At 61.0% G+C, this 15702-nt stretch carries 15 protein-coding genes; 10 read left to right on the top strand and 5 right to left on the bottom strand.

Features of this window, described 5'->3' with window-relative positions; all coding sequences use genetic code 11:
- Nucleotides 1–69: 69 nt before the first annotated feature.
- On the bottom strand, nt 70–1524 hold the full coding sequence (gene thiI / locus M5B98_RS23930; protein ID WP_085712783.1) for a tRNA uracil 4-sulfurtransferase ThiI: 1455 nt from the start codon (nt 1522–1524) through the stop codon (nt 70–72).
- A gap of 328 nt (nt 1525–1852) precedes the next feature.
- Between thiI and glnA the strand changes: the two genes are divergently transcribed.
- The 6 genes from glnA (at nt 1853) to ntrC (ending at nt 8655) form a co-directional block, all read left to right on the top strand.
- Nucleotides 1853–3259: a glutamate--ammonia ligase gene (glnA, locus tag M5B98_RS23925; RefSeq protein WP_085712782.1), complete on the top strand. Its 1407-nt coding sequence runs from the start codon at nt 1853–1855 to the stop codon at nt 3257–3259.
- Nucleotides 3260–3334: 75 nt separating this feature from the next.
- Entirely contained in the window at nt 3335–4678 is a 1344-nt protein-coding gene (locus M5B98_RS23920; protein ID WP_248744185.1) for a toxin-antitoxin system YwqK family antitoxin, read from the top strand.
- A gap of 97 nt (nt 4679–4775) precedes the next feature.
- Nucleotides 4776–5285 (top strand): DUF4124 domain-containing protein, encoded by a 510-nt coding sequence (locus tag M5B98_RS23915; RefSeq protein WP_248744184.1) that lies wholly within the window; start codon nt 4776–4778, stop codon nt 5283–5285.
- On the top strand, nt 5282–5905 hold the full coding sequence (locus M5B98_RS23910; protein ID WP_248744183.1) for a DUF4124 domain-containing protein: 624 nt from the start codon (nt 5282–5284) through the stop codon (nt 5903–5905). Before M5B98_RS23915 ends, M5B98_RS23910 begins: the two co-directional genes overlap by 4 nt.
- Before the next feature lie 231 nt (nt 5906–6136).
- Nucleotides 6137–7222, top strand: a complete 1086-nt coding sequence (glnL, locus tag M5B98_RS23905; RefSeq protein ID WP_085712779.1) for a nitrogen regulation protein NR(II) — start codon at nt 6137–6139, stop codon at nt 7220–7222.
- Nucleotides 7219–8655, top strand: a complete 1437-nt coding sequence (gene ntrC, locus M5B98_RS23900) for a nitrogen regulation protein NR(I) (protein ID WP_085712778.1) — start codon at nt 7219–7221, stop codon at nt 8653–8655. Before glnL ends, ntrC begins: the two co-directional genes overlap by 4 nt.
- A 410-nt stretch (nt 8656–9065) precedes the next feature.
- Here ntrC and M5B98_RS23895 read toward each other — a convergent pair whose 3' ends face one another.
- Nucleotides 9066–9506: a hypothetical protein gene (locus M5B98_RS23895; protein WP_248744182.1), complete on the bottom strand. Its 441-nt coding sequence runs from the start codon at nt 9504–9506 to the stop codon at nt 9066–9068.
- On the opposite strand from M5B98_RS23895, the gene M5B98_RS23890 reads away from it, so the two are divergent.
- Entirely contained in the window at nt 9505–9960 is a 456-nt protein-coding gene (locus M5B98_RS23890; RefSeq protein ID WP_114881098.1) for a tRNA (cytidine(34)-2'-O)-methyltransferase, read from the top strand. The genes M5B98_RS23895 and M5B98_RS23890 overlap by 2 nt on opposite strands.
- Nucleotides 9961–10021: 61 nt before the next feature.
- Here the strand turns inward: M5B98_RS23890 and secB are convergent, their stop codons facing one another.
- The 3 genes from secB to M5B98_RS23875 are packed head-to-tail and all read right to left on the bottom strand — an operon-like array spanning nt 10022 to nt 11230.
- The gene (gene secB, locus M5B98_RS23885) at nt 10022–10507 is read right to left on the bottom strand and encodes a protein-export chaperone SecB (RefSeq protein ID WP_248744181.1); all 486 of its coding nucleotides are present in this window, start codon (nt 10505–10507) and stop codon (nt 10022–10024) included.
- A 53-nt stretch (nt 10508–10560) separates the two neighbouring features.
- Nucleotides 10561–10815, bottom strand: coding sequence for a glutaredoxin 3 (gene grxC, locus M5B98_RS23880; RefSeq protein WP_085712775.1), 255 nt, complete (start codon nt 10813–10815; stop codon nt 10561–10563).
- Between the two features lies 1 nt (nt 10816).
- Entirely contained in the window at nt 10817–11230 is a 414-nt protein-coding gene (locus M5B98_RS23875; protein ID WP_085712774.1) for a rhodanese-like domain-containing protein, read from the bottom strand.
- A 153-nt stretch (nt 11231–11383) separates the two neighbouring features.
- On the opposite strand from M5B98_RS23875, the gene gpmI reads away from it, so the two are divergent.
- The 3 genes from gpmI to M5B98_RS23860 all read left to right on the top strand — a co-directional run bounded on the left by gpmI (nt 11384) and on the right by M5B98_RS23860 (nt 15702).
- Nucleotides 11384–12910, top strand: coding sequence for a 2,3-bisphosphoglycerate-independent phosphoglycerate mutase (gene gpmI, locus M5B98_RS23870; protein WP_248744180.1), 1527 nt, complete (start codon nt 11384–11386; stop codon nt 12908–12910).
- Nucleotides 12911–13046: 136 nt separating this feature from the next.
- Nucleotides 13047–14351, top strand: coding sequence for a murein hydrolase activator EnvC family protein (locus tag M5B98_RS23865; protein ID WP_119428657.1), 1305 nt, complete (start codon nt 13047–13049; stop codon nt 14349–14351).
- A 31-nt stretch (nt 14352–14382) separates the two neighbouring features.
- Nucleotides 14383–15702 (top strand): S41 family peptidase, encoded by a 1320-nt coding sequence (locus M5B98_RS23860; RefSeq protein WP_085712771.1) that lies wholly within the window; start codon nt 14383–14385, stop codon nt 15700–15702.

Below are 15702 nucleotides of genomic sequence, written 5' to 3'. Positions count from 1 at the left end.
GGCCGTTACAGCTTGACGGCGGTGTCGGGGGGCCGGTGACGCAGGCCACAGGCAAACAGCCCCGGGCACTTAGCTCGGTCGATAAACGCGCACATTGGCATGCCCCTCACTGAGCAAATGGTGAGCATGCAGGCGACTCATCACGCCTTTGTCGCAATACAGCAGGTACTGGCGAGTAGGGTCCAGTTCCTTGAAACGTGCGTTCACTGCATAGAACGGCATCGTCTGTACTTCTATGCCCTCGAGTTCCAGCGGCTCATCCTCGGCGGCATCCGGGTGACGGATGTCGATGACGATCTGGCCGGCCAGTGCCTCGCTGACTTCTTCGATTTGCAAATCCTGGCCCAATTCGTCGATCACCCGATCGATCGGCACCAGTCTGGCGTTTGCGAGCGCACGCTCGAGCACCGCCATGTCGAATTCCTGCTCTTCGTGCTCGACCCGGCCACGCTTGGCGGCGGTCTTCGGGTTGACCGAAATGACCCCGCAGTACTCCGGCATGTGCCGGGCGAAATCGGCGGTGCCGATCTCGTTGGCCGTGTCGATGATGTCCTGCTTGTGGGCGACGATCAGCGGACGCAGGACCAGTTTGTCGGTCACGCAGTCGATCACCGACAGGTTCGGCAGCGTCTGGCTCGACACCTGGGAGATCGCCTCGCCGGTGACCAGCGCATCAATGTGCAGGCGCTCGGCGATGGCCGAGGAGGCGCGCAACATCATACGCTTCAATACGACGCCCATATGACTGTTATCGACCTTGCCGAGAATTTCGCCCAGGACTTCTTCAAATGGAACACTGACAAATAGCACGCGTTGCGAGCTGCCGTACTTCTTCCAGATGAAATGCGCGACTTCCATCACGCCCAGTTCGTGGGCACGACCGCCCAGATTGAAGAAGCAGAAGTGCGCCATCAGGCCGCGACGCATGATCTGGTAGGCCGCAACCGTCGAGTCAAAGCCGCCGGACATCAACACCAGCGTCTGCTCCAGCGCACCGAGCGGGTAGCCGCCAATGCCATTGTGCTGGCTGTGGATGACAAACAACCGTTTGTCGCGAACTTCGATGCGGACTTCGATTTCCGGCGCTTTCAGGTCGATTCCGGCGGCACCGCACTCACGGCGCAGCTTGCTGCCGACGTATTTTTCGACGTCCATCGAGCTGAATGCATGCTTGCCCGCACGTTTGCAGCGCACCGAGAAAATCTTCCCGGCCAGTGCATCGCCGTAGTGCTGCTTGCACTTCTCGGTGATGTCGTCGAAGTCGCCCAGCGGGTACTCGTCGATCTGCAGAAAGTGCGCGATGCCCGGCATGCAAGTCAGGCGCTCGCCCATCTCTTTCAGGGCCTTGGGATCGGTCACGCGGGTTTCCAGCTCGAGATTGTCCCACACACCGTTCACCACCACGGCCGGGTCCAGGTCGCGGAGCACGGTGCGGATGTTCTTGGCCAGCTGGCGGATGAATTTCGTCCGGACAGGTCGGCTTTTGATGGTGATCTCGGGGAAGACTTTTACGATTAGTTTCATGAAAACAGCGCGCGCTGGGCCAGCCGAAAAAGGGGGGCGCGGATTATAGCGGAAATTGCTCAAGGTTTAACCAGTTAATGTGCAGAAGGTTTTGCATGCACCAAAACGGGTCATTTTCGACTTATGGCGCTACATTAAAGGGCGAGATTTTCAGCCTTTATGCGTTTCGCACCTTAATAAGCGTGAATTTGGGGCAAAAAACCCATGCTGGGGCACTGGCATGCAATTTGCTCCCTTGTGAGGCAGGTTGCCTTGGCAGAGTATTCGCGCCGGCATCACCAACATTTAAGGGCATCCACTACCAGCCCTAAGCCACCCGGAGGACACTATGTCGAAGTCGGTTCAACTCATCAAAGATCATGACGTCAAGTGGATTGATCTGCGCTTCACGGACACCAAAGGCACTCAGCACCACGTGACCATGCCGGCTCGCGATGCGCTGGAAGACGACTTCTTCGAAGTTGGCAAGATGTTCGACGGTTCCTCCATCGCTGGCTGGAAAGGCATCGAAGCCTCCGACATGATCCTGCTGCCGGACGACGAAACCGCCGTTCTGGACCCGTTCACCGAAGAGCCGACCCTGATCCTGGTCTGCGACATCATCGAACCTTCGACCATGCAAGGTTACGATCGCGACCCGCGCGCCATCGCCCACCGCGCCGAGGAATACCTGAAGACCACCGGTATCGGTGACACCGTATTCGCCGGTCCAGAGCCTGAGTTCTTCATCTTCGACGAAGTGAAGTTCAAGTCCGACATCTCCGGCTCGATGTTCAAGATCTACTCCGAGCAAGGCTCGTGGATGTCCGACCAGGACGTGGAAGGCGGCAACAAGGGCCACCGTCCAGGCGTGAAAGGCGGCTACTTCCCGGTTCCGCCGTTCGACCACGACCACGAAATCCGTACCGCCATGTGCAACGCACTGGAAGAAATGGGTCAGACCGTTGAAGTTCACCACCACGAAGTGGCGACTGCCGGTCAAAACGAAATTGGTGTCAAGTTCAACACCCTGGTGAAGAAAGCTGACGAAGTTCAGACTCTGAAATACGTTGTACACAACGTGGCCGATGCCTACGGCCGCACCGCGACCTTCATGCCGAAGCCTCTGTACGGCGATAACGGTTCGGGTATGCACGTTCACATGTCCATCGCCAAAGATGGCAAGAACACCTTCGCTGGTGAAGGTTATGCCGGCCTGTCCGAAACCGCCCTGTACTTCATCGGCGGCATCATCAAGCACGGTAAGGCCCTGAACGGCTTCACCAACCCGGCCACCAACTCCTACAAGCGCCTGGTGCCAGGTTTCGAAGCTCCGGTGATGCTGGCCTACTCGGCTCGCAACCGTTCCGCCTCGATCCGTATTCCTTACGTCAACAGCCCACGCGGCCGTCGTATCGAAGCACGTTTCCCGGATCCGGCTGCCAACCCGTACCTGGCTTTCGCAGCACTGCTGATGGCCGGTCTGGACGGTATCCAGAACAAGATCCACCCAGGCGATGCTGCTGACAAAAACCTGTACGACCTGCCGCCTGAAGAGGCGAAAGAGATCCCGCAAGTTTGCGGCAGCCTGAAAGAAGCCCTGGAAGAGCTGGACAAGGGCCGCGCGTTCCTGACCAAGGGCGGCGTATTCTCCGACGACTTCATCGATGCCTACATCGCGCTGAAATCCGAAGAAGAAATCAAGGTCCGCACCTTCGTACACCCACTGGAATATGAGCTGTACTACAGCTGCTGATCCGGTAGCGCTGCGCGACGCGGCGTGACAAAAGAGAGGCCTCCTTCGGGAGGCCTTTTTTGTGCCCGCTCATCCATGGATAATCCGCCGCTTTCGCGCCATGAGCGGCGCCTTGACGAAGGGATTCGCATGAAGTGGTTACGGGCTTTCGCCCTGATGGCGGGACTCGCCTGCTCGACAGCCGGCGGTGCCGAATTCTATGAAGACAAGCCGCTGGCTCACCCGCTGATCCAGGGCTTGCAAGAAAGCTTGATGACCCTGGCGTTCATCAAGGAAACGAACGGCGTCAAAGGCTATTACTGCCGTTGCGAGACACCGGGCGAACGACCGCAATTGCTTGATGACTTCGGCCAGGCGAGCATCGAGTCGGTCTTTCTCATGTCGCTCGACAGTGAGGACCCCACTCGCTTCGTGCTTTTCCGGCAAAGCGACGGCTACAGGATCTACGGCTACAAGTACAACGCCAACGATCGCCTCTATAGCCGCGTCACGCGACTGCAGCCAGCGCTGGACCGTATCACTGCAGGCCGCAAGCCGCTCGACGCCCTGACCATCAAGAAAGCGTTGAGCCAGATCACCCCGCTCAACTACAGTCTCTTTCTTGAAGAGTCCGGTGTACCGGAATTCGACCAGCTCGATTTCAGCCAAGGCAAACTGGTGAGCTTTTACGGCCAGTACTACGACCCACTGAGCAACCCGACGCCAGATGACGAGCCCTACTTTTTCAAGAAGACCTACCTGGAAAAAGACGGCCGGTTTCTCACCGTGACCTTCTGGCGCTGGCTCGACAAGACTCTCGTCGAGGGCAAGCGCACGCTCTACAACTATCGGGTCAGGCGTATTGCCTGGGAAACCGAACCGACTAAATTCACCGGCAGCGAAGACGGCCAGTCAGTGTCTTTTGATTCCGAATCGATCTCGGCCCAAGGAGCCTACAAGCAAGGCGTGCGGATCGGTCCGTGGTCGTCTTCCAAAGACGAGAAATACTCGGAGTCCGGTAATTTCGTAGAGGGCAAACGAGAGGGCCAATGGACGCTGTACCAGGATGGGCAAACACTGGAGGGCGAATTCCACAATGATTTGCGCGAGGGTCGTTGGCAGCTTCTCAACCACGACGACATGGAATGGGTCGCCACCGGATTCCAGACCTATGCCCACGGCCAACTCAACGGCCTCAGCGAATTGACCGTCCGCGGCGCTACCGAGCGCGGTGAATACCGCGATGACAAACGCCAAGGCCTCTGGGTGACCAAGACGGACAATGGCCACACCCGGAGCGTCCACTTCGCTGACGACAAAAAGGAAGGCGAGTTGCGCGAAGTCGACGCCAATGGTGCGCTGCTCTTCATCGAGCACTACAAGGCCGGCACCTTGTCCGGCGCCCGTGAAAATGCGGGCACGCCGAGCATCTCACAGTAAATCCGGGGCGCTTGTGTGAGCGGATGTTGTCCCGGTTGGGCTAACCGCCGTCCGTGGCCTATGCTGCAACCCATCGTTTTCGTTTCCGGTCGATTTCATGGGTCGTACCTTTCTCTACATCCTGCTGCTGATCGCCCTGCCCGCCGCCGCGCAGATCTACAAGTACACCGACGCCAACGGCAACACGGTGTACAGCGATCATTCGCCGGACGGCGTGAAGGCACAGCCGGTGGAGTTGCCGCCGCTCAACAGTGTCCAGCCTCAGGCACCGAGTGCGCCGTCGTCGGACGCGGCCAATCGGGCGCCTGCACGAAATGCCTATGAAGTGCTGGAGCTGACCGGCCTGCCCACCGAAGAAGCCCTGCGCGCCAACAACGGCACGTTCACCGTCAGCGTGCTGATCAAGCCGCGCCTGCAACCGCCGCATCAATTGCGCCTGTTGCTGGACGACGCGCCTTACGGCCAGCCGAGCAACGTGCCGATCCTGCAACTGGTGAACGTCGATCGAGGCGAGCATCGACTGGCGGTTCAGGTGATCGATGGCGAGGCGATCATTCAGCAGAGCCCGGCCGTGGTGTTCACCGTGCAGCGGGTGCACAAGCCATGACTCGCGGATTGATCGCTGTGTGCCTGGCCCTGTTTGCGCTTGGCACATCCGCCGAGGTCTTCACTTATGTCGATTCCCAGGGCAATCGGGTCTACACCGACCAGCCGCGCGGCAATGCCAAGCGTGTGCCGCTGGCCACCAGTAATCGCATGGCCTCGAACCCGACCGGGGCGGCACCCATCACCACGGCGAAAAAATCACCGGAGCAACCGCTGTTCCGCTACGACATGCTGCGAGTGCTGGTCCCGGAACCGGACGCGACCATTCGCAGCAGCGCCGGCGAACTGATCGTCAGCATCACCAGCGAACCCGGCCTGCAAAAGGGACATCGCTATCGCCTGTTGCTGGACGGCCAGCCCACCGGCGAACCCGGATTGAGCCCGGTGTTCCCGCTGAGCAATATTGATCGCGGCAGCCACAACCTGTCAGTGGAGATTCTTGATGCGCAGGACCGCATCGTCGAGCGCACGGCCAATCAGCCGTTCCACATGCAGCGCATCTCACTGGCACAGAAACGCCAGGTCAAACCCTGCACCACCGACGACTACGGCGTTCGCCCGGAATGCCCGCTGAAAGACAAACCCGTCGAACCGAAAAACCCCTTCCTGCGTTTCTTCTAACGCCGTTCAGCTTTGCGCACTATATTGGTGCAACAGTCTGCACCGTACCCACAATCCAACCCATTTTGGTTCGAAAGTACCCGCCAGGGCCGGCTGATCGCCACGCAAAGGAGCGTCAAACGCCCGTTTCAGGGGATGAACGCTTCTTTTCGGAGCCTTGGTTTGGTTTTTGCATTTTCCTCGCACCGGCGCTTCGTTTCTCGCGCACGCCTTGCTCCAAAAGAGGTCCTGATGACCATAAGCGACGCACTCCACCGATTGCTGCTCGACAACCTGACCACCGCCACCATCCTGCTCGACGCCGAATTGCGCCTCGAGTACATGAACCCGGCGGCGGAGATGCTGCTGGCCATCAGCGGTCAGCGCAGCCATGGCCAGTTCATCAGCGAGCTGTTCACCGAATCCACCGAAGCGCTCAATTCGTTGCGCCAGGCGGTGGAACAGGCGCACCCGTTCACCAAGCGCGAAGCGATGCTCACCGCCCTCACCGGCCAGACCCTGACCGTGGACTACGCGGTGACTCCGATTCTCAGCAGCGGCGCGACCCTGCTGTTGCTGGAGGTTCACCCTCGCGATCGCTTGCTGCGGATCACCAAGGAAGAGGCGCAGCTGTCGAAGCAGGAAACCAGCAAGATGCTGGTGCGCGGCCTCGCCCACGAAATCAAGAACCCGCTGGGCGGCATCCGTGGCGCCGCGCAATTGCTGGCCCGGGAGCTGCCGGAAGACAGCCTGCGCGACTACACCAACGTGATCATCGAAGAGGCCGACCGCCTGCGCAATCTGGTCGACCGCATGCTCGGCTCGAACAAACTGCCGTCGCTGGCGCTGTGCAACGTCCACGAAGTGCTGGAGCGCGTCTGCCAGTTGGTCGAAGCCGAAAGCCAGGGCTGCATCACCTTGGTGCGCGATTACGACCCGAGCATTCCGGACGTGCTGATCGACCGCGAACAAATGATTCAGGCCGTGTTGAACATCGTGCGCAACGCGATGCAGGCGATCAGCAGCCAGAACGAACTGCGTCTGGGCCGCATCAGCCTGCGCACCCGCGCCATGCGCCAGTTCACCATCGGCCATATCCGCCATCGTCTGGTGACCAAGATCGAAATCATCGACAACGGCCCGGGGATCCCGGCGGAACTCCAGGAAACCATTTTCTTTCCCATGGTCAGCGGACGTCCGGACGGTACCGGACTCGGCCTGGCCATCACCCAGAACATCATCAGCCAGCACCAGGGCCTGATCGAGTGTGACAGCCATCCAGGCCACACCACCTTCTCGATCTTTCTGCCATTGGAACAAGGAGCCACATCGACATGAGCCGTAGTGAAACCGTGTGGATCGTCGATGACGACCGTTCTATCCGCTGGGTCCTGGAAAAAGCGCTGCAACAGGAAGGCATGACCACCCAGAGCTTCGACAGTGCCGATGGCGTGATGAGTCGCCTGGCCCGCCAGCAGCCGGACGTGATCATCTCCGACATCCGCATGCCGGGTGCCAGCGGTCTGGATCTTCTGGCGCGGATTCGCGAGCAGCACCCACGACTGCCGGTCATCATCATGACCGCACACTCCGATCTGGACAGCGCTGTCGCGTCCTATCAGGGCGGCGCTTTCGAATACCTGCCCAAGCCGTTCGACGTCGACGAAGCGGTGTCGCTGGTCAAGCGCGCCAACCAGCACGCCCAGGAGCAGCAAGGCCTCGAAGTGGTGCCGGCCCTGACCCGCACCCCGGAAATCATCGGCGAAGCGCCGGCGATGCAGGAAGTGTTTCGTGCCATCGGACGCCTTAGCCACTCCAACATCACGGTGTTGATCAACGGCGAATCCGGCACCGGTAAAGAGCTGGTGGCCCATGCCCTGCACCGTCACAGCCCGCGGGCGGCCTCGCCGTTCATTGCGCTGAACATGGCGGCGATTCCGAAGGATCTGATGGAGTCCGAGCTGTTCGGCCACGAAAAAGGCGCGTTCACCGGCGCAGCCAACCTGCGACGCGGGCGTTTCGAACAGGCCGATGGCGGCACGCTGTTCCTCGATGAAATCGGCGACATGCCGGCAGATACCCAGACCCGACTGTTGCGGGTGCTGGCCGACGGCGAGTTCTATCGCGTTGGCGGGCATGTGCCGGTCAAGGTTGATGTACGGATCATCGCGGCGACTCACCAGAATCTGGAAACCCTGGTCCACGCCGGGAAATTCCGTGAGGACTTGTTCCACCGCCTCAACGTGATCCGCATCCATATCCCGCGCCTGTCGGACCGCCGCGAGGACATCCCGACCCTGGCCAAGCACTTCCTCAGCCGTGCCGCGCAGGAACTGGCGGTGGAGCCGAAGTTGCTGAAAAGCGAGACCGAGGAATACCTGAAGAACCTGCCATGGCCGGGCAACGTGCGGCAGCTGGAAAACACCTGCCGCTGGATCACGGTGATGGCGTCCGGGCGCGAGGTGCACATCGGCGACCTGCCACCGGAACTGCTGAGCCTGCCGCAGGATTCTGCACCGGTGACCAACTGGGAACAGGCACTGCGCCAGTGGGCCGACCAGGCCTTGGCGCGTGGCCAGTCGAGCCTGCTCGACAGCGCGGTGCCGGCGTTCGAGCGGATCATGATCGAGACGGCGTTGAAGCACACTGCCGGGCGTCGCCGTGACGCTGCGGTGCTGCTGGGCTGGGGCCGCAATACCTTGACCCGCAAGATCAAGGAACTCGGCATGAAGGTCGATGGCGGGGATGACGATGAGGGTGATGAGGGCTGAGATTCAGTGCCGGCCTGCACCGCCGCAAGGCACCGTGACCCGTAATCGGGCACGGTCGCGGGCTCAACCTTGTGTCGCAACACGCTGAAAAAACCAGCCAGTGAAAAGACGAAGGCCCCGTATTACGGGGCCTTCGTCATGGTGTCGGGCTTTTTTGTTTCAAAACGATAAAAACTGGCACGCCCCCTGCAATAAACCCTTCAGGTGATTCGATTCACCCACCCTTTCGGGGGCCTTGGTACAGGCAGGCCGGGGATTCCCCTCTTTACACCGGGCTCATCAAGCCCACCCTTTTGGGGCCCTTGATACAGGCAGGTCAGGGGTTCCTTCTTTACACCGGCTCAGCACGCCATGCGATGAGCCCGCCCGTTTCGGGAACCTTGGTACAGGCAGGCCGGGGATTCCCTCTTTTATCGCTCCCGGAGACGGATCTCCAGCCGCCAGCGGTCATCGACCGCCTGGCCGGCCCACTCCCCTTGCAGCGGCCGCGCCGCCAGCACCGTCAGCAGCAACCCGCCGTCACTCAATCGCGTCCGCCAGTTCACGTCCTTGCCATTGAGCTTCAACTGGCCCTTTTGTGCCTTGCCCTCGGCCTGAAACAACAGGGCGAGCGTGCCATCGACGATTTCGCCATGCAGCTTCGGTTCGTTGTTGAACCAGACCGCCAGGCCGCCATCGATCACCTCGACCTGCTGCAATACGCTGGGGTCAGGCGTGGTCAAACGGCCGATCATCATCCCGACCATCAGGCCGAAAATCGCCAGCGATCCCATGACTCGCGGGAATAGTTTCGAACGCGGGTCGGCTGGCGGCGTAGAATGCGCGTCATCTTTACCTTCGGAGCCGTGCATGTTTCACGTCATCCTTTTTCAACCGGAAATTCCACCGAACACCGGTAACGTTATCAGGCTGTGCGCCAACAGCGGCTGCCACCTGCATTTGATCGAACCGCTGGGCTTCGAGATGGACGACAAGCGCCTGCGTCGTGCCGGTCTCGACTACCACGAGTACGCCACGCTGCAACGCCACGCCGACCTGGCCAGCTGCCTGGAAAGCCTCGGCCATCCAAGGCTGTTCGCCTTCACCACCAAAGGTTCGCGACCGTTTCACGATGCCGCGTTCGTCCCGGGCGATGCCTTCATCTTCGGCCCGGAAAGCCGTGGCCTGCCGCCGGAAGTGCTGGATGCGCTGCCCGCCGAACAGCGCCTGCGCCTGCCGATGCGCGAGGGCTGCCGCAGCCTGAACCTGTCCAACACCGTGGCAGTGGCCGTGTACGAAGCGTGGCGGCAGAACGGCTTCAAGTAACGATCACCGCCCATGAAAAAAGCGCCTGTAACGGCGCTTTTTTCGTTGTTGCATCGACCGCTTACTGAACGGTCGGAGTCTCGCCGGCTTCCTGCATGCGTTGCAGCTCTTGCGCGTACAGGGCGTCGAAGTTCACCGGGGCCAGCATCAGGGCCGGGAACGAACCGCGGGTCACCAGGCTGTCCAGGGTTTCGCGAGCGTACGGGAACAGGATGTTCGGGCAGAACGCACCCAGAGTGTGGCTCATCGAGCTCGCGTCCAGGTTCTTGATCAGGAAGATACCGGCCTGTTGCACTTCAGCGATGAAGGCGACTTCTTCACCGTTTTTCACGGTCACGGACAGGGTCAGCACGACTTCGTAGAAATCGCCTTCCAGCGCTTTCTGACGGGTGTTCAGATCCAGACCGACGGTCGGGTCCCACTGCTGGCGAAAGATCGCCGGGCTTTTCGGAGCTTCGAAGGACAGGTCGCGAACGTAGATGCGCTGCAAGGAGAATTGCGGTGCGGTTTCTTCTTCGCTGGCTGCAGTGTTCTGTTGGTCAGTCATCTCAGATCCTTTCTGATCTTGGGTCTTTTGGGTTCTTGGTGAGGTGCAGCAGTTCAGGCCTTGAGCAGCGCGTCGAGCTTGCCGGCGCGCTCCAGGGCGTACAAATCGTCACATCCGCCGACGTGGGTGTCGCCGATCCAGATCTGCGGCACGGACGTGCGTCCGGCTTTCTGGGCCATGGCGGCGCGCACTTGCGGCTTGCCATCGACCTTGATCTCTTCGAAGGCCACGCCTTTGTTCGCGAGCAGGTACTTGGCGCGCGAGCAGTAAGGGCAGTAATCGCTGGAGTAGACGATGACTTCGCTCATATCACTTCACCAGCGGCAGGTTGTCGCCTTTCCAGCTGGAGATCCCGCCGGACAGCTTGGCGGCGGTGAAGCCGGATTTCATCAGCTCGCGGGCGTGGGTGCCGGCAGTCTGGCCCAGGGCGTCGACCAGAATGATGGTCTTGGCCTTGTGCTTTTCCAGCTCGCCGATGCGGGCGGCCAGCTTGTCCTGAGGAATGTTCACCGCGCCAACGATGTGACCGGCGGCGTATTCCTTGCTCGGACGGATGTCCACCACCACGCCGGCTTCCTTGTTGACCAGTGCGGTCAGCTCGCCCGTGCTCAGGCTTTTACCGCCGCCCTGCACCGTATGCGCCAGCAGCAAAGCCAGCAGTACGACGAAGATACCGACAAGAATGTAGTGGTTAGTGGCAAATTCAATCAGGTGAGCAACCATCGAAGGAGGTTCCAGGGCGTTAAAATGTCGGCCAGTATACACAGCCACTATGGTCGGCCAAACCCCGTCCGGCGGTGACGCCGCAGGAACTTCGCTTTAAACTCCAACTCCCTTTTCCATCGCCCTCTTCTTTATTAGCCACGAGTGGATTCCATGACTACCACGCCTAAACCTTTGGTCCTGATGATTCTCGACGGCTTCGGTCACAGCGACAGCCCCGAATCCAACGCCGTCTTCGCGGCCAAAAAGCCTGTGCTGGATCGCCTGTGGGCCACAGTGCCGAACGGCCTGATCTCGGGCAGCGGCATGGACGTCGGCCTGCCGGACGGCCAGATGGGCAACTCCGAAGTCGGCCACATGAACCTGGGCGCCGGCCGCGTGGTGTATCAGGACTTCACACGCGTGACCAAGGCGATCCGCGACGGCGAGTTCTTCGAGAACCCGACCATCTGCGCCGCTGTGGACAAAGCCGTGGCCGCCGGCAAGGCCGTGCATTTCATGGGCCTGCTGTCGGACGGCGGCGTCCACAGCCACCAGGATCACCTGATCGCCATGGCCGAACTGGCCTTCAAGCGTGGCGCCGAAAAAATCTACCTGCACGCCTTCCTCGACGGCCGCGACACGCCGCCGAAAAGCGCCGCGTCGTCGATCGAACTGCTCGACGCGACCTTCCAGGCCCTCGGCAAGGGCCGCATTGCCAGCATCATCGGCCGCTACTTCGCCATGGACCGCGACAACCGTTGGGATCGCGTAGCCCAGGCCTACAACCTGATCGTTGATGGCAAAGGCGAATTCAGCGCCGCCACTGCCCAGGAAGGTCTGGAAGCCGCTTACGCCCGTGGCGAGAGCGACGAGTTCGTCAAGGCCACCAGCATCGGCGAGCCGGTGAAGGTCGAAGACGGCGACGCCGTGGTGTTCATGAACTTCCGCGCCGACCGTGCCCGCGAGCTGAGCCGTGTGTTTGTCGAAGACGGTTTCAAGGAATTCGAGCGCGCACGTCAGCCAAAAGTGCAGTACGTCGGCCTGACCCAGTACGCCGCCAGCATTCCGGCCCCCGCAGCCTTTGCGCCGGGCAGCCTGGAAAACGTGCTCGGCGACTACCTGGCGAAAAACGGCAAGACCCAGCTGCGTATCGCCGAGACCGAGAAATACGCCCACGTGACCTTCTTCTTCTCCGGTGGCCGCGAAGAGCCGTTCCCGGGCGAAGAGCGCATCCTGATCCCGTCGCCGAAGGTCGCCACCTATGACCTGCAACCGGAAATGAGCGCGCCGGAAGTCACCGACCGCATCGTCGATGCCATCGAGAATCAGCGCTACGACGTGATCGTGGTCAACTACGCCAACGGCGACATGGTCGGCCACAGCGGCGTGTTCGAGGCAGCGGTGAAAGCCGTGGAATGCCTGGACACATGCGTCGGCCGGATCGTCGAAGCCCTGGAGAAGGTTGGCGGCGAAGCCCTGATCACCGCCGACCACGGCAACGTCGAGCAAATGGCCGACGAAGCCACCGGCCAGGCGCATACCGCGCACACTACCGAGCCGGTGCCCTTCATCTATGTCGGCAAGCGTGACCTCAAGGTCCGTGAAGGCGGCGTACTGGCGGACGTGGCGCCGACCATGCTCAAACTGCTGGGCCTGGAAAAACCGGCGGAAATGACTGGCACTTCGATTCTGGTCTGATATCAAAAACGCCCTGTAATCAGCCTGAAACGGCTTTTTATGACGAACGCCTCAAAGCAGTTGGCTTTGAGGCGTTTTTTTTGCCGCGTGGGGCGGGCATACTAGGCCGTCCCTTACCCTGGTGCCGCCCGCCCCTATGCTTCGCGTCCTGATCGCCCTCGCTCTGACATGCCTGCTCCAACCGGCCTTCGCTGACGAGCGTGCGCAAACCCAACAGCAGTTGGACGCCACGCGTCAGGACATCGCCGAGCTGAAAAAGCTGCTGGGCAAGCTCCAGGAAGAAAAATCCGGGGTGCAAAAGGAGCTCAAGGGCACCGAAACCGAGATGGGCAAGCTCGAAAAGCAGGTCGATGCCCTGCAAAAAGAGCTGAAGAAGAGCGAATCCGAGCTGCAGCGGCTCGATGCGGAGAAAAAAAAACTCCAGAGCGCGCGCACTGAACAGCAGCGACTGATCGCCATCCAGGCCCGCGCGGCCTACCAGAACGGCCGGCAGGAATACCTCAAGCTGCTGCTCAACCAGCAGAATCCCGAGAAATTCGCCCGCACCCTCACCTATTACGACTATCTGAGCCAGGCCCGCCTGGAGCAGCTGAAGAATTTCAACGAAACCCTGCGCCAGCTGGCCAATGTCGAAAAAGACATTTCCTCGCAACAAGCCCAGTTGCTGGTGCAGAAAAGCGACCTCGACACCCAGCGTGACGCCCTCGACAAGGTTCGCAAGGAGCGCCAGCAAGTCCTGGCCAAGCTCAATGACGACGTGAAAGCCCGCGACCAGAAACTGGCCGCCCGCGAGCAGGATCAGGCAGACCTGTCTAAAGTCCTTAAAACCATTGAAGAAACCCTGGCCCGCCAGGCCCGTGAGGCAGAAGAAGCGCGGCAGAAAGCGCTGATCGCTCAGCAGGAAGCCGAAAAAAAGCGTTTACGTGAGGCCCAGGCCCGCGCCGATGCGGACTCGGACACCAGCGACGCCCCACGCCCAAAAGCCAGACCAACCCCTGGCGCGCTGGTTTCCAGCAGCGGCGAGACGTTCGGCGGCCCTTTTGCTGCCACTCGGGGAAAACTTCCATGGCCGGTTGATGGTCGACTGCTGGCACGCTTCGGTGAAACCCGTGGCGACGATGCCCGCACCAAGTGGGACGGCGTGATGATCAGCGCCGCCGCCGGCAGCCAGGTGCATGCCGTACACGGCGGGCGCGTGGTGTTTGCCGACTGGTTGCGCGGTGCCGGGCTGCTGGTGATCCTCGACCACGGCAACGGTTTTCTGAGTCTTTACGGTCATAACCAGACGCTGCTGAAGTCGGCTGGTGACGTGGTAAAAGCCGGTGAGTCCATCTCCACTGTCGGTAGCAGTGGCGGGCAGGACACACCAGCGCTGTATTTCGCAATTCGTCAGCAGGGTCACCCGAGTGATCCGGCGCAATGGTGTCACGCGCAAGGATAAGCGCGTCGCCTAATTCAGGAGTTCGTTCGACATGCTGCATTTGTCCCGCCTTACCTCGCTGGCCCTGACGATCGCCCTGGTGATCGGCGCGCCTCTGGCGTTCGCCGCTCAACCGGCCCCGGCTGTCGCTCCGGCAGGCACTGCCGCGACCTCCAAGGCCCCGTTGCCGCTGGAAGAGCTGCGCACCTTTGCCGAGGTCATGGACCGGATCAAGGCCGCGTATGTCGAACCGGTGGACGACAAGACCCTGCTGGAAAACGCCATCAAGGGCATGCTCAGCAACCTTGACCCGCACTCGGCCTACCTTGGCCCGGAAGACTTCACCGAACTGCAGGAAAGCACCAGCGGTGAGTTCGGCGGCCTGGGCATCGAAGTCGGCTCGGAAGACGGTTTCATCAAGGTCGTGTCGCCGATCGACGATACGCCAGCCTCGAAGGCCGGCATCCAGGCCGGTGACTTCATCGTCAAGATCAACGGCGCACCGACCCGTGGCCAGACCATGACCGAAGCCGTGGACAAGATGCGCGGCAAGATCGGCCAGAAAATCACCCTGACCCTGGTTCGTGACGGCGGCACGCCGTTCGACGTGACCCTGGCCCGTGCGGTGATCCAGGTGAAGAGCGTCAAGGCGCAACTGCTCGAATCGGGTTACGGCCTGATCCGCATCACCCAGTTCCAGGTCAAGACCGGCGAAGAAGTCTCCAAGGCCCTGGCCAAGCTGCGCAAGGACAACGGCAAGAAGCTCAACGGCATCATCCTCGACCTGCGCAACAACCCGGGCGGCGTGCTGCAGGCAGCAGTGGAAGTGGTCGACCACTTCATCACCAAGGGCCTGATCGTCTACACCAAGGGCCGGATCGCCAACTCCGAGTTGCGCTTCTCCGCCACCGGCAAGGACGAAAGCGAAGCCGTGCCGATGGTCGTGCTGATCAACGGTGGCAGTGCCTCGGCTTCGGAAATCGTCGCCGGCGCCCTGCAAGACCAGAAACGCGCCGTGGTCATGGGCACCACCAGTTTCGGCAAGGGCTCGGTGCAGACCGTGCTGCCGCTGAACAACGACCGTGCGCTGAAGATCACCACCGCGCTGTACTTCACGCCGAACGGCCGTTCGATCCAGGCCCAGGGCATCGTCCCGGACATCGAAGTGCGCAAGGCCAAGATCACCAACGAGGCGGACGGCGACTACTTCAAGGAAGCCGACCTGCAGGGCCACCTGGGCAACGGCAACGGCGGCGCGGACAAACCGACCGGCTCCGGCGGCAAGCCGAAAGCCATGCCGCAGGATGACGATTACCAGCTGGCCCAGGCCCTGAGCCTGCTCAAAGGCCTGAGCATTACGTCCGGCCGTTGA

The organism is Pseudomonas sp. MWU12-3088 (genome assembly GCF_023242405.1).
Classification (GTDB): domain Bacteria; phylum Pseudomonadota; class Gammaproteobacteria; order Pseudomonadales; family Pseudomonadaceae; genus Aquipseudomonas; species Aquipseudomonas kribbensis.
Note: the sequence above shows the minus strand (reverse complement) of the source record. Positions and strands in the feature narration are given on the sequence as shown.